Below are 17,565 nucleotides of genomic sequence, written 5' to 3'. Positions count from 1 at the left end.
AACTTCTGCAACTTCTGCAACTTCTGCAACTTCTGCAACTTCTGCAACTTCTGCAACTTCTGCAACTTCTGCAACTTCTGCAACTTCTGCAACTTCTGCAACTTCTTCGGATATTTCTGGTGTTGTAATAAAAGCTACGTTCTCGGGCTGTTGAGCGCTTTGTACATGGCTCAAAAACCATTGGTAAGCGTGTTCAAACTTTAAGTGCCATGGGCTGCTATACAGTGTAGGTGGGGTGCTTTGAAAAGCAATTTGCCAACCTAAACCTGATTTATATAAAACACCCCATGCGAAAGCCGCCTGCTGTTTTAAGGCATCGGTTAAAGCAGACTCATATTGAAACAGTCCAATGTAGGCATGCTGGTAGGGGCTTTGCTGTATCCAGCGCTCAGCCGCCGCTTGAGGCTGAGTCAGTGCCTTATAGGCTTCGAGTTGTTTGTGGAAAATGGGTTCATCACAGAGTGCAAAAATTTCACGGATGCGTTTTTTAGAGCGCGCAATTTCAAAAAAAGACAGAGCTTGATGTTCCAAACCATCAATCAATTGATGCAGTTCTTTGATCAGCAGTGCTTTTTCGATTGCTTTCATGCGCTGAACTCTAAAGTTGTTTTTGTGCTTGTTCCAAGTAGCTTGCCAAAACCATATTGATGGCCAGTTCAAGTAATTTATATTCGGCTGAAGTTGGCTGCGTATACTGCTGTGCAAACGCAATCAATTGATCAAGGTCAATGGCTTGGGGCGTAATATGACCTTGGATAAGGGCTTGTAAATTTTGCATAGGCATGTGCTATTGAGTGCATTTAATTTATTGGTTTTGGAATTGGGTATTATTGTTTGATCATAATTAGAAAAGAATAAATAGGCAAAAATTATTCTGCTCTCGATACGAGAAAAGGGTAGTGAAAAATGTAGATAATTTCGATTTCAGCACAGATTGAATTAAATATTTTGCCCTGGAGGGTTCATAGCTGAAATTTTTTGTCAGTTCTTTGCAATTTTGGGCAAAAAAATAGGCAATCAACATTGCCTATTTTTGATCAACTCAGCGCAAATTACGCTTCTTGATGTGGTGCAGCCGCAGGAGCATCAGCCGTTGCCGTTTGAGTGTCTGCTGGTTTTTTTACAGGAAAATCTGGAACAAAAACAACTTGTGCAGAAACAGTTGCAGAAAGAGCCATTACAGCGACAGCCAAAGCATATTTAACAGCGTTCATGATTTTTCCTCTAAAAAGGAGGTCTCACTTAGGAGACTGGGAGTTTTAAAAAGATAAATTTCGCATGAATAATATCAAAAAATGATCGATTTAAGCGCTGGTTTAGGCCATAAAAAGATGAATGGTGAGTTCATTTATTGTTAAAAAACAATAAATTAGAATAAATACTCTAGTCTAGTATAGAGTTTTTACTCCAGCGCTAAACTGTTTAAATTTAAAGTGAAAATTTAGATTTTCAAGTTTGAAAGGAAGCTTGAAAGTAGGTCTTTTTTGTCTGAAATGAGACCCGAAGAAGGACGTAGATTTACATGATTAATCGTTTAAATATTCACCATTTTGAAGTCTTTTGATTGTGCGCACTGTGTAAGTTTTTGCTGTGGAATGTTTAACTCATCTATTTTTGATTAAAAATTCATCTAAGATGAACAGACACAAACAACAATAGCTGAGGACAAACAGATGGCCATTGCAAAAGTGGTAGAAGTCAATTCAAGCAGTGCGAAAAGTTTTGAAGATGCGATTCAGACAGGCATCGCAAAAGTCACTGAGACGGTGAAGAATGTTCAAGGTGCTTGGATCAATGAACAAAAAGTAGTGATTAAGGACAACCAAATTGTAGAATATCGGGTCAATCTTAAAATTAGTTTCTTGGTCGATTAAACACAAGTCCGCTTTTTAATCTATAAAAAATCCCCGCAGGTCGGGGATTTTCTTATCTATGGATAGGGCTCAGTTAAGCTCTGAATCCAGTATTCTTATGATTGTTTTGGAGTTTCACAAGACTCATCGGAACACTGTGCTGCATTATTTTCTTCTGTTGGCATTTGTGCTTTTTCAAGGACTTGTAGAAAGACTTCACGTGGCTGTGCACCCGCTAAAGCCACACGCTGATCGAAAACAAAGAACGGTACACCCGTTACTTTCAGTTGTTCACGCGCCACCTCTTGGTCAAACTTCACGAAATCTGCATATTCGTCAGAATCCAACACATCATCTACCTCAACTGGGTTTAAGCCAATACGAGAGGCCACATCTTCAATGGTTTCACGTTCACCAATCGGTAAGCCTTGCGTCATATAGCTAAAGAAAAAGGCTTCTTTAGCTTCATTGCCTAAACCATGGCTTTGAGCAAGGTGAATAATACGGTGTGCATTGAAACTGTTGCCTGAGTTGGCATTTTCCCAATTAAATTCAATGCCTTCCTCCGCAGCCATTTTGGCAATATTACGTTGCATATCTTCAACTTCAGCCACTGTGCGACCATATTTTAGTGCGAGACGTTCTGAGTTCGAAATTTCTTGGCGTACAGGTGCATCTGGATCCAGTTCAAAACTGTGCCAATGCACTTCCAATTCCACACCAGCTTGTTCGGCCGCCGCTTCTAAACGTTTTTTGCCAATATAACAAAAAGGACAAACAACATCTGACCAAATATCTACACGCATGCGATTTCTCAAAAATAGTAAAAAGAGCAATTAAGGAAATGATGGGGTTGAGTTATAAAATTTAAAGCAGGGCCATTAAAAAAAGCGGTTTCGCTATGGATTCAATCAGTTGAACCCTCTAGGCTTGACCGTTTGTCTGACAACTACGTAGCACAAAGATCGAAAAATATACAATAGAGTGAAGGTGCTCAGTTTGAGCATGCCTTTTTATATCTCTTATTGTTTGGGATTGTTTTATGAAATTTTTAAATTATCTTCCCATTTTTTGTTGCGCTTTTCTTATGCCGACTTTGCTGCAAGCCAATGGGGAGATCGTGAGTCTACCGACTTTTAAAATCATGGCGGAATCAGAGCTACGTGCTGAAACGGGCGTGATTCCTTATCAACAGGATGAAAATATTCGTAAAGCCTTGCAGCATCGTATTGTTCAGTTACAAGATGAGGCACAGTCTTTTGTGGTCGATCCGACTATCACTCAAAACATCGATATTTTGCCACCTGCGGTCACCGCAGATCTAAATTCTGTGCCGCCTTTGTTACGTGAGCATGTCTTGAACATTGCCGCTGGTTTGCAGTCGTCTAATCCAACTGAAGGTTTGTATATCATGTTGCAGCCGTTTGGCATTGACCGTAATGCGACCAATGTACAAATTACCCGTGAACAAATTTCGATTGGGCAGATTGGTCGGAATTTTATGCAAGGGATTCAACAGAATAGTCAGCAGCCGAGAACAGCTCCAGCGAATTAACACGTCCTTATTTGTTTATCGCCAGTACTTCCTCATCGACTTGGGGAAGGTACGGCCGTAGGGTCTTAAAAGATAGATAACATGTTGAAATATTGATCATGTGCCTTTATTTGCTATGATGAAAAGAAATGAAGAGGAAGCTGAACATGCGACGTATCGTGTTGATTTTAGTTCTTGCGAACAGTGCCGTTTTTGGTTGGATGTTTTATCAGTATTCTCAACAACAAAAAGAGCAGCAGCAGCTACAAAGCTATGAAACGGTGCTGTATGAAAAGACCGAACAAATTTACCAACAAGCTCAAGATTGGACCACACCAATTCAAGTCGATGTAAAAGACCCACGTCTGACAGGTGACTATCAAATTATGGCGGAGTTTGTGCTCAGTCATATGCTGCAAAATGCCGAAGCGCGTAATCAATATCTGCGAGATTTAAAAGCCTTAAATTGGGATCAATTTTTAAATATTGACCGATTAAACAAAGACAAAAAAAACAATTATGCTGAAACGGAGCAAATGCTAAAAGACGTACATGCTGTTGTTGAGAGCTATGCACAGCAGGTTGCACAACGTCAAAAAGAGGCCATTGCTCAGGCCAAAGATTTAGCAATATCTTCGCGGTTCCGCCATCAACTGACCGACAGCATGAAAGCCAGTGAAAAAAGCCATGAAGCAACCCGCTTGTTTAGTCTTGAACAACAGAATTTAGCCAAAGCGGATCAAATTTTCTTGGTGCTGAAAAATAACCAATGGGAAAAGAAAAATAACACCTTTATGTTTTATGAAGATGCCCCACTACAGCAGTTTAATGCGCTGTATAAAGAGATTTTGGCACTGAATAGCCAGATGAAGCAGGTCGAAAAACAGACCCAAAAAGAAGTAGAACAGAAGTTATAACACAGTGCAAAGATGACAGTCTTGTAAGCGGACTGTCATCTGTTGTTCAAAATTGGCTGCTAGAGTAAAGCCATCACAACGATGACGACTTTTCAGTGCAGGCAGGTGAGTCATGAGAACCATACACGTTTTTGATGATATTCAGCATGTGTATAGTGAGTTTGTAGAAAATAAAAACTATCCAAAATTAGAACGCTTAAGCAACTGGGGGAAGAATCGATTTTTCTTCAACCAATATTTCAAAATGATCGAAGACTGGCACCATACCGAACAAATCGTGATTCAGTTTAACCAACAGTATTTCAGTCTAGATACGGGCAATGCGCCTGACTTTATGGACAAAGAAAAGTATATGGCTTGGTTGATGGGCGAGCTCTTAATTTAAATCTTTCGCAATACAAGCACAGGGCCTGATCCGTTCTAGGCGCTTTGCTTTTATTGAATTAATCAAAAATTTTATCGGCTGCTTGGAACGGTAGGCTGACCACATCAATTGCCACAGCAAAAGGCAGCAGCACTAATTTTTCAAAAGGATTCATGCCTGACTTCGATTTATAACTTTCCTCTTGATGGGTATAAATGCTGACCTGATAAGGCTTACTCAAGGCTTTTAAAAACGCTAAATTATTCGCGGCAGGGTAGACTACACCTGCTAATTTGATCTCAAAACAGAAACGCTGTGCCAACATGCGTTCATCAATGGAACTCGAACATTCCTTTGCCCCATTTTCAATAAAAAATTCAAGATCTTTCTTGCTGATGTCTTCTTTGAGCTTCACATAAGACAATGGTAGTGTCCCTGTAAAATGGCCATCATTCTTTTCTGAGTAGAAACTTAGTTCCCGGGTGACTTGAATATTTTTCGGGTCTAGTTTGCCAATCAAACTGACAAATTGGGGCCCGCCTTGGGTAAGGACATAACTTTTTTGTTGCCCTGCAATCACTAAACTATGTACAGGTAAATTCGGCAGAGGCTGAGCAGGTTTACCAAAAGCCACCACTTGGTCTTCGATCAGGGTTACTTTGTTGGTACGGGTATAGGTTTTATTGTCTTTGGTCATCAGGGTTTTGGTGGCACAGCCTGTGAATAATATCCCCATGACGCTTAAGCAAATGATGGTTTTTAAAGGTGATGCAAACATCGATAGACTCCGAATCATTTGAAATATAGTTAAGCTGAATTTTTATTGTCTTTAAGCCTATCATTAAAATGTTCAAAAAGTCGTCAAAGCTCAAAAGTTTAAAGTCATTAAAGTTCGATGAGTTGCTCAATGCAGTGGTGCGACGGATTTTATTTCTTATCTATTTGCTATTTCCAGATCTCGAGAATGTTCATTTGAGTCTGAACTGGATATGATCATACAAGCTTCGATAAAAACGATGGACTAGCGAATACATCATAACAAGGGTGGGAATCGGCTGATGCAAGACTTGATTTGTTATAAAGAACTGCCTGTGTGGACTGCGCAGACCATTCCGCAAGGGTTTAAAAATCAACACAATACCAAAGCAGGCACGTGGGCCAAGCTAAAGATTTATCAAGGTGAGCTGAGCTTTGCTTTTTTAGATGAGGTTGGTCAAGTGCAATCTGAACATCTATTTACAGCTGAGCATCAGCCACCGTTTATTGAGCCTCAAGCATGGCACAAGATTGTTTCGACCAGCGACGACATAGAGTGTCAACTGCAATTTTACTGTACCCCGCAGGATTATTTTTATAAGAAATATCAGCTTTCACCCACACATTCAGAAATTTTGGCGGCTATGCCGTATTTACACGGTGGTCAGGCTTTGGATGTCGGCTGTGGGCAGGGGCGAAATTCGCTGTACTTAAGTCAGCAGGACTTTGAAGTAGATGCTTGGGATGTGAATCCGCAAAGTTTGCAAAAATTACAGCAAATTATAGATACCGAAGGTATTCAAAAGATTCATCTGCAACAACGCGACCTTAATGCTGACCCAAGCATCACAGCTACATACGACTTTATTTGCTGTACCGTGGTGATGATGTTTTTAGAAGCTAAAACAGAGAAACCATTGATTGCGCAGATGCAAAAAGCTACCAACGTGAACGGGTTTAACTTGATTGTCTGTGCGATGGATACCGATGCTATACCTGCAGCCTGACTTTCCATTTGCGTTTAAAGCCGGAGAGTTAAGTGCGCTATACGATGGCTGGAACATTGTGAAATACAATGAAAATGTTGGGGAGTTACATCGGGTCGATGAGCAGGGTAATCGGATTAAACAGCATTTTGCGACGTTGTTGGCGCAGAGGAGTAAAAGTAAAAATTGATCTTTATATTTTCTATCCTTATGATTTATAATATTAAAAATACTTTTCACCTAATTTAATTAACCATAGTGTATAAGAAACAACCTTGATGAGTGAAATAGAGACAAATGGCTATTTAATATGTAGCAAATGCAATTCAACAAATAGGGTTGTTGAAATAGGCCGTCAGGGTATTTATAAATGTGGTACCTGTAGAAATGATTTATTGGTTATTAATAAAGAAAAAAAGGGTTCTAAAATAATCCCCCTTTTAGTTGCTTCGATTTTTATTGGAGTGGTAGGAGGATTTGGTATTGATCAAGTACAGGAAAAACTGAAACCATCTGAAATTATATACTCTGAGTTGAGAACAAGTTGGGCAGATTGGCAAATTGAAGCTTTTGATCGTAAATGTAAAGCAAGTTATGCACAATCTAAGCCAAATTGGTCATCCGAAAAAATTGCAAAAACATGTACGTGTTATGTTAGTTATATAGTAGAACAAACAGATTATCCTAAATATGGCAGATTGAGCGAAGCTATAGTTAATGAAGGGGTGAAAGAATGTCGATGAAGGAGTATGTTGAAAATGAAAATGTTGCGAAGTTTTTACAGTTATTAGATGGCTGTTATGGGGGAAATTTAAAAGCATTTAGTGATGATTTTTCAAATTTTGATAATTCTTTTTATGAAAAATTAAAAAAAGAAGTACAAAGGGCAAAAGTAGGGCAAGTTTCACCTAAAAAAGAAGATGTTTTTAAAAAATATAATTTTTTTTTAAAGTACAAGATTTGGGAACAGAATAATCAAAATACCAAAATGAAAAAATTTGATCTAACAATTGAAGGTTTGATAGAAAGCCTTTGTAAATAAAAAAGGGGCTAGATAGCCCCTTTAATATTACTTACATGCACCTGGAACACGACATGCGCAACTAGATGGTGCATGACAAGCATGGTCAGCACATCTTGCTGCTATAGTGAAATCTGGATATGGTCCAAACCAAATTTCATATAATTCTTTAGTGCGTTTAAAGGTTTTTTCTAAATTTAGTTGATCTAATTCATCATGAATTCCAAAGTATGGATAATGATGCAGGTAAGTACCAAAAACTTTCAAACAATCCATCTGATAACTGCGAGTATCTAGAATGTGCGCATGCCAAAATTCATCTACTAATTTATTAGGTACTAGAGTTTCTTTAGGGTAGAAGTATTTTAGAGTTAAAAATCGTTTGTACTCTTGTTCAGCAAATTGAAATAGGTCTTTGGACATTACTGCTTCTTTACTGGATGTGAGTTTAAAATTTAATTTTTCAAAATTCAGAGCTGAAATAGAAGTAGGTAAAATAGTGCATTTTAAAGCCAAATCTTTTGTTAGGTTGGTTGCTAAATTTGTCATGGGCTTATCCTTTTCGAATGTTTAAGGTTTTGTAGTGATTAAGCTACGAAAGGAATATTGCCAGTTTAAGTATATTCAAAAAGGGACAAACACGGGACAAAAGAAAACCCCGCAATAAGCGGGGTTCTTTTTATTTCAGTATTTAACTAAATATTAAACACGTTCGATAATAGTCGCGATACCTTGACCCAGACCGATACACATAGTCGCAAGACCGATTTGCGTATCTTGTTGTTCCATCACGTTTAACAACGTCGTTGTGATACGTGCACCTGAACAGCCCAATGGGTGACCCAGTGCAATCGCGCCACCATTTAAGTTAATGATGTCTTGCTTCTCATACACGCCTAAGCCTTTCATTACAGATAGACCTTGAGCAGCAAACGCTTCGTTTAACTCGATGGTTTGGATGTCATCCATCGTCAAGCCAGCACGTTTAAGTGCTTTTTGAGTTGCAGGTACTGGACCATAACCCATAATCGCAGCATCACAGCCTGCAACCGCCATAGAGCGAATTACAGCACGTGGCTTAAGACCTAAAGCTTGAGCACGTTCAGCAGACATGAGTAGCATTGCAGAAGCACCATCAGACAAAGCTGAAGAGGTTGCTGCTGTTACTGAACCACCTTTAGGATCGAAAACTGGTTTCAATGCTTTAAATGCTTCAAGATTTGCATCTGGACGGATCACTTCGTCGATGTCGCATAGCTGTTTAAAGCCATTTGCGTCATGACCTTCAATGCCAATGATTTCGTTTTTAAAACGACCTTCTTGTGTTGCAGCCCATGCACGACGGTGTGATTCCACACCAAAAGCATCTTGCTCTTCACGCGATATACCGTTCATACGACCTAACATTTCAGCCGTTAAGCCCATCATATTAGACGCTTTTGCATAGTGCTTAGACGCTTCTGGGTTCAGGTCGATGCCGTGCATCATACCTACGTGACCCATGTGCTCTACACCACCGATGATGAAGATATCACCTTGGTTGGTTGCAATCTGTGCAGCAGCGGTGTGAAGCGCTTGCATAGATGAACCACAAAGACGGTTAACCGTTTGACCTGCCACAGTTTTTGGAAGGTCAGCCAATAAGCCAATGTTACGGCCAATGTTCATCCCTTGCTCTAGAGTCTGGTTTACACAGCCCCAGATCAGGTCTTCAACTTCATTGGTGTCAAACTGGTTACGAGCAACTAAAGCACGAACCAATTCAGCCGATAAGCTGTCAGCACGTACATTGCGGAACATACCGTTTTTGGTTTTACCCATTGCAGAACGTACGCCATCAACGATGACAACGTCACGTGGATTTAAAGTAGCCATTCACGTTGCTCCTTAACCGTAGAATTTTTTGTTGTTAGCAGCCATGTCACGCAACATTTGTGGCGCTTCATAAGCCTTACCTAAGTGTGCATATTTGTCGCAAAGTGCAACGTATTCAGCAACACCTGTTTGGTCGATGTAACGGCATGGACCACCACGGAATGGAGGGAAACCTACACCCATAATCATCGCCATGTCTGCTTCAGAAGCAGTTGCTACGATGTTGTCTTCTAGGCAACGAACAGTTTCGTTACAGAAAGCAAGCATCATACGGTCAATGATTTCTTGAGCATCAAACTCGCGTTTTTCCGCAGTTGCCACAGTAGCAACAAGCTCATACGCAGTTGGATCAACCACTTTGGCTTTTTTGCCTTTACGGTCAAGTTCGTATTTGTAGAAACCAACGTCGTTCTTTTGACCCAAACGTTTGTTTTCGTACATGATTTCGATTGAACCTTTGAAGTCTGGCTTCATACGGTCAGGGAAACCTTCAGCCATGACTTCTGCACCGTGAACGCCCGTGTCGATACCGACAACGTCAATTAAGTATGCAGGACCCATTGGCCAGCCGAATTTTTCCATCACTTTGTCGACTTGTTGGAAGTCTGCGCCATCTTTAAGTAACAAGTCGAATGCACCAAAGTAAGGGAACAATACGCGGTTCACCAAGAAGCCTGGGCAGTCGTTCACAACGATTGGTGTTTTACCCATTTTCTGAGCAAGAACCACAGTCGTCGCAATCGCTTCAGCCGAAGTCTTCTCACCACGGATCACTTCTACCAATGGCATCATGTGTACTGGGTTAAAGAAGTGCATACCGACAAAGTTTTCAGGACGTTGTAGGTTTTCAGCCAAACGTGTGATTGAAATGGTTGAAGTATTTGAAGCAATGATCGTGTTGTCACGAACGTTCTTCTCAGTTTCAGCCAACACAATGCCTTTGACTTTTGGATTTTCAGTCACGGCTTCAATCACGATATCTACTTCTTTAAACTCGTCATAGCTTAAAGTTGGGCGGATACGTGCCAAAGTTTCACCCATTTTGGCAGGTGTCATTTTTTTACGTTCAACTTGCTTAGTCAGCAATTTGTTTGCTTCAGACATCCCCAAAGCTAATTGTGGGTTGCCGATGTCTTTCATGATAATTGGTGTGCCTTTGCTTGCCGCTTGGTAAGCAATACCACCGCCCATGATACCCGCGCCGAGTACAGCGGCTTGGTTCACAGGATGTGCACCTTTTTCATATTTTTTCGAGGTCTTTTTCACCACTTGGTCGTTGATGAACAAACCAATCAACGCACCTGCTTGAGGCGTTACAGCAGCTTTAGCAAAGCCTTCAGCTTCAGCTTTGAGCGCGTCATTACGTGGCAAGCTTGCACCTGCTTGTAAAGAATCCAGCATCAATTTTGGCGCAGGGTATTGTGCAGGGTTTGCTTTTGCTAGTACCGCACCTTTTGCTGTGTTGAACGCCATCATTTGTTCAAGTGGGTTCAATTTAACAGGGTCTAATTTTTCTTGGCGTTTTGCTTTCCAGTCTACACGGCCAGCAAGGGCTTGTTTAACCAAGTCAATTGCAGCGTCTTGTAGTTTGTCCGCAGCAACAATGGCATCAACCGCACCGTCTTTGAGTGCAGCAGCTGGTTTTTTAGGATTAGCCATCGCCATCCATTCAACTGCATTGTCGATACCAATTAGACGGCTTAAACGAACCGTACCACCGAAACCAGGGAAGATGCCCAGTTTGATTTCAGGAAGACCGACTTGAGCCGCTTCTGACATCACACGATAGTCACACACGAGACACATTTCAAAGCCACCGCCCAATGCCATACCATTGATTGCAGCAACTTTAGGAATTTCTAAATCTTCAAACGCGTTGAAGATGTCGTGAACAGGCAATGCCCAATCCACAATCGCTTGTTCGCCTTGAGCGAAGTTTGCACCAAATTCAGTAATATCTGCGCCAACGATAAATGTAGATTTAGCCGAAGTAACGATTAAGCCTTTGATGTCACCGTTTGCTTTAACAGCGTCAATTGCAGCTTTAAAATCTTCAATCGTTGCACGGTTAAATTTGTTGACCGACTCACCTTGTAAGTCAAAGCGGAATTCTGCAATTCCGTCCGAAAGCATTTGGACGGTAATGGCATTGCCAGCGTGGATCATGCCTGATCTCCTTTATTTTGGAGGACTTCTAAGTTGATGTTGTGAAGCGAGTACGTCATTCCTACGTACATCTATGCTCCGCCAATCTTACGATAACTATATCGAAAAAGAACATAACAAGTTGTATCAAGCCGTGACGCAAGGGTCATCTATTTTTATTCAATTATTTCGTGTGCTTGCGTGATGTATTTTTGAATAATGAGAACTAAATAGAGTGAAGTTTTTGTTTCATTTAAGATTTTTTATGGATGAGTGCGCAAAAAATGATTAGACAGCACCCTTATGTTTCAAGTCAATCTTTGTGCCGATTTTGGCAATTTAGTCAATGCTGTACTTGCATGTGAACTTAAACAGAATGAAAACTTGTGATGAAAAGCTGGAAATAGGACGTACTTTGCAGCTTATGCTACAATTCGCAGTCTAGACCGAATACTGGTCTTTTTCTTTTATTTCGTTTTCTTTGGTTTCCAGGTTTTCATATGATTAAGTGGATCATTTTGGCGATTTTTATTCTTTCTGCACTTTATATTCAGCAACGTGGGAAGGTTCGTCACTCGTTTTATCGTCAATTTTTCGATCACTCAACGATTCTTGCGCCAATTAACTACCTCATGTACATGTTTTCAAAGGTACCGAATCAGCCATATATCGATACACAGCATTTTCAAGACTTAAAAGTGTTGGATGAAAACTGGGAAATGATTCGTGATGAAGCAAAAGCTTTATATGAAAAAGGCGGAATTAAAGCATCGAGCAGTTATGATGACTTGGGGTTTAACTCCTTTTTCAAAACAGGCTGGAAGCGTTTTTATCTGAAATGGTATGACTCTGCGCATCCGTCAGCCGCTGAACTTTGTCCAAAAACGACGGCGTTGCTGAAAACCTTGCCGACCATTAAAGCCGCGATGTTTACCGAGCTGGCACCTGACAGCCGTTTGGTTCGTCACCGTGACCCTTATGCGGGTTCATTGCGTTATCACTTGGGGTTGATCACACCCAATGATGATCGCTGCTTTATTGATGTGGATGGTGAGCGCTATTCATGGCGCGATGGTGAAAGCGTGGTCTTTGATGAAACTTATATTCACTATGCCGAAAACACCACGGATCAAAACCGCATTATTTTCTTTGCCGATGTCGAGCGTCCATTAAAGACACGCTTTATGGAACGTTTCAATCATTGGTTTGGTAAAAAAGTTATGACCGCTGCCAGCTCTCCAAATGAAGCAGGGGACCAAACGGGTGGGCTGAATAAAGTCTTTGGTTATGTCTATCAAGTGCGGATCAAAGCCAAAGCTTTGAAGAAAACCAACCGTCAACTGTACTACTTCTTAAAGTGGTTCCTGATGCTCGGAATTTTCTTCCTGATCTTTGTTCGACCTTATGTGTTTTAAAGTACATTAAACGCCCTGAGTGGCGTTTTTTTATTTGGGCATAAAAGGGGGAAGCCTATCTGCCCTTTTGATTTTTCTATTTATTTCAAGGCTTACAGTGGATTTGAACCACGCATGGCTTTATGCTTTATCCAGTTAAAACTAAAAACAACATGAGCGCGTATCTGTGTCATTTTTAAGATCGCAACTTATAATTTAGATAAAGCATGAGGTTTCAAGGTGCAAAAGTTTCGTTCGAAGATGGACTGGTGGTTTTTGGGGTTTATTATTGCGATGTCAGGCTTGTTGGCCCAATTGATTTTAACCACCTATGGCAAAGGCATTTTGATGCAAAATCTTTTGTTCGTTGTGGTCTATGCTTTGACTATTATTTTGCTGTGGTGGCCGCTGTGGAGTACCCGCTATGTGGTCGATCAGGAGCAACTGACAATTCGCAGTCTCTGTTTTAAATGGATCATTCCCTTGACTGCGATACAGTCGGTTTCTGAAACAGATAATTCAATCAGTTCACCTGCTTTGTCTCTAGACCGTCTAAAGATTGAATACTTAAAAGAGGGCCAAACCAAAACCATTTTGGTGTCACCGAAGGACAAAGTAGCGTTTAAAGCTGCGTTAAAATTGTCATAAATATAGTCTTAGGCAGGTTGTTATGCTTTAAGGGCCTAAGCGAGTGAAAGCCTTGCTCAAATATGCCGTGAGGACTAAAGTAAAATAAACTTGAGTCCTATTCACTCTCACAAACCTCCACTTGCAAAACGTCTACTTGCCGTTGAAGGATATGCTTATGAAGTCGTATCAATTGAGTCCCACACAAATTCAAACTTTAGTGCCTCATATGGGAAGTTGTATCGCTTCAGATATGATTACGGTGCAAGGCCTAAAGGTGGCCTATATGTACCGTGAAGAAGCACAATCTAGCGATGAAAGTGGCTGGGTTTTTTTATCGGGTGAAGAAGGAGATGACTATATTGAAGACCCTGAAAACTTGGGTCTTTATGAGGTCAATGTGATTGCCAACTATGATACGGACATCATTGCTCACTTAAATGCGCCTGCGGGAAGTCACTTTGCCCGCAATGAGCAAGGTGTGTTTGAACGGATCGATTTTGAAGCGATGGATCTGGAATAAGCCTTCAATCTCAGTATCAATGTCTTTTGCCAGCCAGACTGGTTTTGAAATGCACTTTCATGTGCTTGAAATGCGTCAGACCTGCCCAATCTAAAAGACAGATCAAAGGCTAAGCCTAAGCAGAACAGTTGACGGCGAGCCGAGAAAATTAGGGAACCCTGTGAACGAAAACGCACGAGAACATATCGAAAAAATTTTAGCCAATATGACCACACTGCCGGGCGTTTATCGCATGCTCGGCAAAGACGGTGAACTGCTGTATGTGGGCAAAGCGAAAAATTTAAAAAATCGTGTTTCCAGTTATTTTGTCAAAACTATTGAGCACCCGAAGACGCAGGCTTTGGTGGCGCGTATTTATGACATCGAAACCTTAGTCGTTCGTTCCGAAACTGAAGCGCTGCTGCTTGAACAAAATCTGATTAAGTTGCACCGTCCACCCTATAACATCATGCTCAGGGACGATAAGTCCTATGTGTATATCTTTGTCTCTGCCGACAAACCTTATCCACGGATTGCATCAGGTCGGGGCAAAGGCAAACACCAAGTTGGGAAGTTTTTTGGGCCGTATCCAAGTGCTTATAATGCACGGGATACTTTGTTGGTTTTGCAAAAGCTGTTTAATGTTCGCCAGTGTGAAAATAGCTATTTTTCACAGCGTAAGCGTCCTTGTTTGCAGTATCAAATCAAACGTTGTTCAGCGCCGTGTGTAGGACTCATTAGCCCTGAAGAGTATAAAAATGATGTCGATAACTCGATTCGTTTTTTACAAGGGGACACCAAAGAGCTGAATCAAGAACTGATTGCGAAAATGGAGCAAGCGGCCGAAGCCCTAGAATTTGAAAAAGCGGTGTTTTACCGTGACCGTATGGCGCTGCTGCGGGATGTCCAGTCTCAACAAGCCATTTATAAGCTCAAAGGTGAGGCCGATATTTTAGCGATTGCTTATCAGGCAGGGGTGACCTGCGTGCAGATCATGCATGTGCGCAACGGCAAAATGCTCGGAGGTAAAAGTTATTTTCCAGATATGCTTGGAGATGATTTGGGGCAAATGCTGGCCGACTTCATAGCGAACTTTTATTTCCAAGTGGCGGATGAAGTACCCAGTGAGGTGATTGTAAATGTCGAATTGCCCGATCAAAAAGAACTGGAACAAGCACTACAGCAACAGTTTGAGAAGAAAGTACAGATTAAACATAGCGTGCGTGAGACACGTGCAGAATGGTTAGAACTGGCACAGATGAATGTGCAGCATGCGATCAAAGGGCAATTGGCCAATCACTTTGAGCTGAATGAGCGTTTCCATCAACTTGAACAAGTGGTGGGGCGTCCGATTGATCGGATCGAATGTTTTGACATCTCACATACCATGGGTGAAGAAACCGTGGCTTCCTGTGTGGTATTCGACAGTGGAGGCATTCGTAAGCGTGATTATCGTCAGTTTTCAATTCAAGACATTACCGCGGGTGATGACTATGCCGCAATGCGCCAAGCCCTGACTCGTCGTTATAAAAAAGCCATGTTGCCTGATTTACTGCTGATTGATGGTGGCAAAGGGCAGTTGCATATGGCGATGGACGTCATGCAAGAGCTGGGTTTAGAGGCCTTTATGGTTGGGGTGTCAAAAGGCGAGGGACGTAAACCGGGCCTTGAAACCCTACACTTTACTGATGGAACTAAAATTCAGTTGCCTGAAGATCATAAAGCGTTGCATTTGATTCAACAGGTGCGTGATGAGGCGCATCGCTTTGCGATAACCAAGCACCGAGCCAAACGCGATAAAAAACGGGGTTCATCGATTTTGGAAGTAATTCCAGGTTTGGGTCCGAAACGCCGCCGCGATTTGTTGACGCACTTTGGCGGGATTCAAGGGGTGTTGAAAGCCTCCGAAAAAGACTTAACCCTAGTCCCCGGTTTGGGTGAAGTGATGGCCCGCATCATTTATAAAGTTTTGCATGAGTAGAACCGCATCTACTGCGATGGCAAAAGTGCTCATTGACGCATGGGTCATTGATCATTCACATTGGTTGAATTGTGTTGTAAAGATATGGACGGAATTGAAAATAAGGATGCCACATGCCGCTTCAACACAGTTATCAGGCTTTAGCAGAACAAGAATGGATTGATATTCCTACAGGTTGGTTACAAGGACGCACGATTTATGGGGGACTGGTCGCAGGTTTAATGATGCAAAAAGCATTGTTGACTCTTGCCGATGACACGAAGCATTTACTCAGTTGTAGCGTGACTTTTGTTGGCCCAGTACAACAGGCCAAAGTTCGTTTAACCAGCGAGATTCTACGTCAAGGTAAGTCGGTTACCACCTTGGAAGTACGTTTATGGCAAGATGATGCGGTCCAAAGTATTTTGGTGGCAAGCTTCGGGACACAGCGTGAATCGAGTATCCATGTTCATCAAGAACCTGTAGCACCCGCGTTTCCATCGGTTGATGGTCTGACAACAGCGCCGCATCACCCGCTTGCACCTGAGTGTTTTAAGCAGCTGGATATGGTTTGGGTCACAGGGCAGTATCCATGTACAGCCAGCCCAAAGCCTGACTTTTCTGGTTGGTATCGATTTAATCCAGACTTACATGAAAATCGAGACATGACCGTAGCCGACCTCATGGTGTCGATGGACATTTGGCCACCAGGGGTGCTACCGATGTTTAAAAGCATGGCACCCGCCAGTTCGCTGACATGGCATTTGACTTATGTGCATCCGCTGAAAAATCAGTTACATGATTGGATGAAGTACCATGTTGAAACGCAATATGCTGCGGATGGATATTCCACCGAAGCCGCCTATTTGTGGGATGATCAGAATCGTTTAATTGCAATTTCGCGTCAAACAGTTACCGTGTTTGCCTAGTGACACCTTAGGTCAATTCGTATAAAGTGGGCGCTATTAACGATGGATTAAACCTCAAAAAAGTGTGCATTTTCATCGTACATGAGGGAAACAACTGGCGGTGTTTATGACTACAGGTCGCATCCTGAATATTCCTAATATCTTGACCTTGGCGCGTATTGCCTTAATTCCGGTCTTTTTGTTGGTGGCCTATTGGCCCCCTGTAATGGGTATCGCTGAACAAGCGGTAAGTATGTCTCGTCATATTTTGTTGACGTCTATTTTTGTCGTTGCAGCGGTGACAGATTGGTTCGATGGTTATTTAGCGCGTACTTTAAATCAGACCTCTGCATTTGGGCGTTTCTTAGACCCTGTTGCGGATAAATTGATGGTGGCAGCGGCACTGATCGTGTTGGTACAGTGGAAACCTGAAATTTCGATGGCATTTGCGGCAATTGTGATTATTTCCCGTGAAATTACGGTGTCAGCACTGCGTGAATGGATGGCAGAATTGGGTGCGCGTACCAATGTAGCTGTGTCTACGGTCGGGAAATATAAAACTGCTTTTCAAATGATTGCGATTACCGTGTTCTTACTGAATTGGCAGCCGCTTGAAATGTTGGCTTATGCATTGTTGTATACCGCAGTAATTTTGACTTTGTGGTCGATGTTTATTTACCTCAAAGCAGCTTGGCCGTACTTAAAACAGCCTTGATTGTTAGA

Annotated in this window: 19 protein-coding genes and 2 pseudogenes; 13 read left to right on the top strand and 8 right to left on the bottom strand. The window is 41.7% G+C overall.

What is annotated here, in order from left to right; translation table 11 throughout:
• The 3 genes and pseudogenes from ACG9ZB_RS03610 to ACG9ZB_RS03600 all read right to left on the bottom strand — a co-directional run.
• A pseudogene (locus tag ACG9ZB_RS03610) lies at positions 1-588 on the bottom strand (hypothetical protein); the annotation flags it as partial.
• A gap of 10 nt (positions 589-598) precedes the next feature.
• Positions 599-778, bottom strand: a complete 180-nt coding sequence (locus ACG9ZB_RS03605; RefSeq protein ID WP_165801771.1) for a hypothetical protein — start codon at positions 776-778, stop codon at positions 599-601.
• Positions 779-1,052: 274 nt separating this feature from the next.
• Complete coding sequence (locus tag ACG9ZB_RS03600; protein WP_004692748.1) at positions 1,053-1,214, bottom strand: hypothetical protein; 162 nt, start codon at positions 1,212-1,214, stop codon at positions 1,053-1,055.
• A gap of 459 nt (positions 1,215-1,673) precedes the next feature.
• Between ACG9ZB_RS03600 and ACG9ZB_RS03595 the strand changes: the two genes are divergently transcribed.
• Positions 1,674-1,874 carry a dodecin family protein gene (locus ACG9ZB_RS03595; RefSeq protein ID WP_004978694.1) on the top strand — a complete coding sequence of 67 codons (201 nt, stop codon included), beginning with the start codon at positions 1,674-1,676 and terminating at the stop codon, positions 1,872-1,874.
• 95 nt (positions 1,875-1,969) lie between these two features.
• Here the strand turns inward: ACG9ZB_RS03595 and ACG9ZB_RS03590 are convergent, their stop codons facing one another.
• A complete protein-coding gene (locus tag ACG9ZB_RS03590; RefSeq protein ID WP_419324171.1) occupies positions 1,970-2,659 on the bottom strand; it encodes a DsbA family oxidoreductase in 690 nt (229 codons plus the stop codon).
• A 236-nt stretch (positions 2,660-2,895) separates the two neighbouring features.
• Here ACG9ZB_RS03590 and ACG9ZB_RS03585 point away from each other — a divergent pair, with 236 nt between their 5' ends.
• The 3 genes from ACG9ZB_RS03585 (at position 2,896) to ACG9ZB_RS03575 (ending at position 4,689) form a co-directional block, all read left to right on the top strand.
• Positions 2,896-3,408, top strand: coding sequence for a hypothetical protein (locus ACG9ZB_RS03585; RefSeq protein WP_419324169.1), 513 nt, complete (start codon positions 2,896-2,898; stop codon positions 3,406-3,408).
• 146 nt (positions 3,409-3,554) lie between these two features.
• On the top strand, positions 3,555-4,304 hold the full coding sequence (locus ACG9ZB_RS03580) for a hypothetical protein (protein ID WP_419324167.1): 750 nt from the start codon (positions 3,555-3,557) through the stop codon (positions 4,302-4,304).
• A 112-nt stretch (positions 4,305-4,416) separates the two neighbouring features.
• Positions 4,417-4,689 carry a hypothetical protein gene (locus ACG9ZB_RS03575; RefSeq protein ID WP_004692743.1) on the top strand — a complete coding sequence of 91 codons (273 nt, stop codon included), beginning with the start codon at positions 4,417-4,419 and terminating at the stop codon, positions 4,687-4,689.
• Positions 4,690-4,747: 58 nt separating this feature from the next.
• Here ACG9ZB_RS03575 and ACG9ZB_RS03570 read toward each other — a convergent pair whose 3' ends face one another.
• Entirely contained in the window at positions 4,748-5,446 is a 699-nt protein-coding gene (locus ACG9ZB_RS03570; protein ID WP_419324165.1) for a hypothetical protein, read from the bottom strand.
• 280 nt (positions 5,447-5,726) lie between these two features.
• Between ACG9ZB_RS03570 and tehB the strand changes: the two are divergent.
• From tehB to ACG9ZB_RS03555, 3 genes and pseudogenes are all read left to right on the top strand, one after another.
• A pseudogene (gene tehB / locus ACG9ZB_RS03565) lies at positions 5,727-6,600 on the top strand (SAM-dependent methyltransferase TehB).
• A gap of 88 nt (positions 6,601-6,688) precedes the next feature.
• Positions 6,689-7,153: a hypothetical protein gene (locus ACG9ZB_RS03560; protein WP_419324163.1), complete on the top strand. Its 465-nt coding sequence runs from the start codon at positions 6,689-6,691 to the stop codon at positions 7,151-7,153.
• On the top strand, positions 7,144-7,452 hold the full coding sequence (locus ACG9ZB_RS03555; RefSeq protein ID WP_419324162.1) for a hypothetical protein: 309 nt from the start codon (positions 7,144-7,146) through the stop codon (positions 7,450-7,452). Before ACG9ZB_RS03560 ends, ACG9ZB_RS03555 begins: the two co-directional genes overlap by 10 nt.
• A gap of 27 nt (positions 7,453-7,479) precedes the next feature.
• Here the strand turns inward: ACG9ZB_RS03555 and ACG9ZB_RS03550 are convergent, their stop codons facing one another.
• The 3 genes from ACG9ZB_RS03550 to fadB all read right to left on the bottom strand — a co-directional run bounded on the left by ACG9ZB_RS03550 (position 7,480) and on the right by fadB (position 11,472).
• Positions 7,480-7,980 (bottom strand): glycine-rich domain-containing protein, encoded by a 501-nt coding sequence (locus tag ACG9ZB_RS03550; RefSeq protein ID WP_419324160.1) that lies wholly within the window; start codon positions 7,978-7,980, stop codon positions 7,480-7,482.
• Between the two features lie 153 nt (positions 7,981-8,133).
• Positions 8,134-9,306 (bottom strand): acetyl-CoA C-acyltransferase FadA, encoded by a 1,173-nt coding sequence (gene fadA / locus ACG9ZB_RS03545; protein ID WP_419324158.1) that lies wholly within the window; start codon positions 9,304-9,306, stop codon positions 8,134-8,136.
• A gap of 12 nt (positions 9,307-9,318) precedes the next feature.
• Positions 9,319-11,472: a fatty acid oxidation complex subunit alpha FadB gene (fadB, locus tag ACG9ZB_RS03540; protein ID WP_419324156.1), complete on the bottom strand. Its 2,154-nt coding sequence runs from the start codon at positions 11,470-11,472 to the stop codon at positions 9,319-9,321.
• 479 nt (positions 11,473-11,951) lie between these two features.
• Here fadB and lpxO point away from each other — a divergent pair, with 479 nt between their 5' ends.
• From lpxO to pgsA, 6 genes are all read left to right on the top strand, one after another.
• Positions 11,952-12,866: a lipid A hydroxylase LpxO gene (gene lpxO, locus ACG9ZB_RS03535; RefSeq protein ID WP_125273387.1), complete on the top strand. Its 915-nt coding sequence runs from the start codon at positions 11,952-11,954 to the stop codon at positions 12,864-12,866.
• 219 nt (positions 12,867-13,085) lie between these two features.
• Entirely contained in the window at positions 13,086-13,493 is a 408-nt protein-coding gene (locus tag ACG9ZB_RS03530) for a PH domain-containing protein (RefSeq protein WP_419324154.1), read from the top strand.
• 157 nt (positions 13,494-13,650) lie between these two features.
• A complete protein-coding gene (locus tag ACG9ZB_RS03525) occupies positions 13,651-13,995 on the top strand; it encodes a DUF2185 domain-containing protein (RefSeq protein ID WP_348929331.1) in 345 nt (114 codons plus the stop codon).
• 160 nt (positions 13,996-14,155) lie between these two features.
• On the top strand, positions 14,156-15,955 hold the full coding sequence (gene uvrC / locus ACG9ZB_RS03520; protein ID WP_419324152.1) for an excinuclease ABC subunit UvrC: 1,800 nt from the start codon (positions 14,156-14,158) through the stop codon (positions 15,953-15,955).
• Positions 15,956-16,068: 113 nt separating this feature from the next.
• Positions 16,069-16,863 carry a thioesterase family protein gene (locus ACG9ZB_RS03515; RefSeq protein WP_419324150.1) on the top strand — a complete coding sequence of 265 codons (795 nt, stop codon included), beginning with the start codon at positions 16,069-16,071 and terminating at the stop codon, positions 16,861-16,863.
• Positions 16,864-16,969: 106 nt separating this feature from the next.
• A complete protein-coding gene (pgsA, locus tag ACG9ZB_RS03510; RefSeq protein ID WP_004692729.1) occupies positions 16,970-17,557 on the top strand; it encodes a CDP-diacylglycerol--glycerol-3-phosphate 3-phosphatidyltransferase in 588 nt (195 codons plus the stop codon).
• The last annotated feature ends 8 nt before the right edge of the window (positions 17,558-17,565 follow it).

Source organism: Acinetobacter johnsonii, from assembly GCF_048551975.1.
Classification (GTDB): Bacteria; Pseudomonadota; Gammaproteobacteria; order Pseudomonadales; family Moraxellaceae; genus Acinetobacter; species Acinetobacter johnsonii_A.
Note: the sequence above shows the minus strand (reverse complement) of the source record. Positions and strands in the feature narration are given on the sequence as shown.

Bases quoted from the DNA above. Each gene is read 5' to 3' on its own strand.
- ACG9ZB_RS03600 (WP_004692748.1), bottom strand. From the start codon at position 1,214: ATGAACGCTGTTAAATATGCTTTGGCTGTCGCTGTAATGGCTCTTTCT.
- fadB (WP_419324156.1), bottom strand. From the start codon at position 11,472: ATGATCCACGCTGGCAATGCCATTACCGTCCAAATGCTTTCGGACGGA.
- ACG9ZB_RS03560 (WP_419324163.1), top strand. From the start codon at position 6,689: ATGAGTGAAATAGAGACAAATGGCTATTTAATATGTAGCAAATGCAAT.
- ACG9ZB_RS03590 (WP_419324171.1), bottom strand. From the start codon at position 2,659: ATGCGTGTAGATATTTGGTCAGATGTTGTTTGTCCTTTTTGTTATATT.
- ACG9ZB_RS03550 (WP_419324160.1), bottom strand. From the start codon at position 7,980: ATGACAAATTTAGCAACCAACCTAACAAAAGATTTGGCTTTAAAATGC.
- fadA (WP_419324158.1), bottom strand. From the start codon at position 9,306: ATGGCTACTTTAAATCCACGTGACGTTGTCATCGTTGATGGCGTACGT.
- ACG9ZB_RS03585 (WP_419324169.1), top strand. From the start codon at position 2,896: ATGAAATTTTTAAATTATCTTCCCATTTTTTGTTGCGCTTTTCTTATG.
- lpxO (WP_125273387.1), top strand. From the start codon at position 11,952: ATGATTAAGTGGATCATTTTGGCGATTTTTATTCTTTCTGCACTTTAT.
- ACG9ZB_RS03570 (WP_419324165.1), bottom strand. From the start codon at position 5,446: ATGTTTGCATCACCTTTAAAAACCATCATTTGCTTAAGCGTCATGGGG.
- ACG9ZB_RS03515 (WP_419324150.1), top strand. From the start codon at position 16,069: ATGCCGCTTCAACACAGTTATCAGGCTTTAGCAGAACAAGAATGGATT.
- pgsA (WP_004692729.1), top strand. From the start codon at position 16,970: ATGACTACAGGTCGCATCCTGAATATTCCTAATATCTTGACCTTGGCG.
- ACG9ZB_RS03580 (WP_419324167.1), top strand. From the start codon at position 3,555: ATGCGACGTATCGTGTTGATTTTAGTTCTTGCGAACAGTGCCGTTTTT.
- ACG9ZB_RS03605 (WP_165801771.1), bottom strand. From the start codon at position 778: ATGCAAAATTTACAAGCCCTTATCCAAGGTCATATTACGCCCCAAGCC.
- ACG9ZB_RS03525 (WP_348929331.1), top strand. From the start codon at position 13,651: ATGAAGTCGTATCAATTGAGTCCCACACAAATTCAAACTTTAGTGCCT.
- ACG9ZB_RS03575 (WP_004692743.1), top strand. From the start codon at position 4,417: ATGAGAACCATACACGTTTTTGATGATATTCAGCATGTGTATAGTGAG.
- ACG9ZB_RS03595 (WP_004978694.1), top strand. From the start codon at position 1,674: ATGGCCATTGCAAAAGTGGTAGAAGTCAATTCAAGCAGTGCGAAAAGT.
- ACG9ZB_RS03555 (WP_419324162.1), top strand. From the start codon at position 7,144: ATGTCGATGAAGGAGTATGTTGAAAATGAAAATGTTGCGAAGTTTTTA.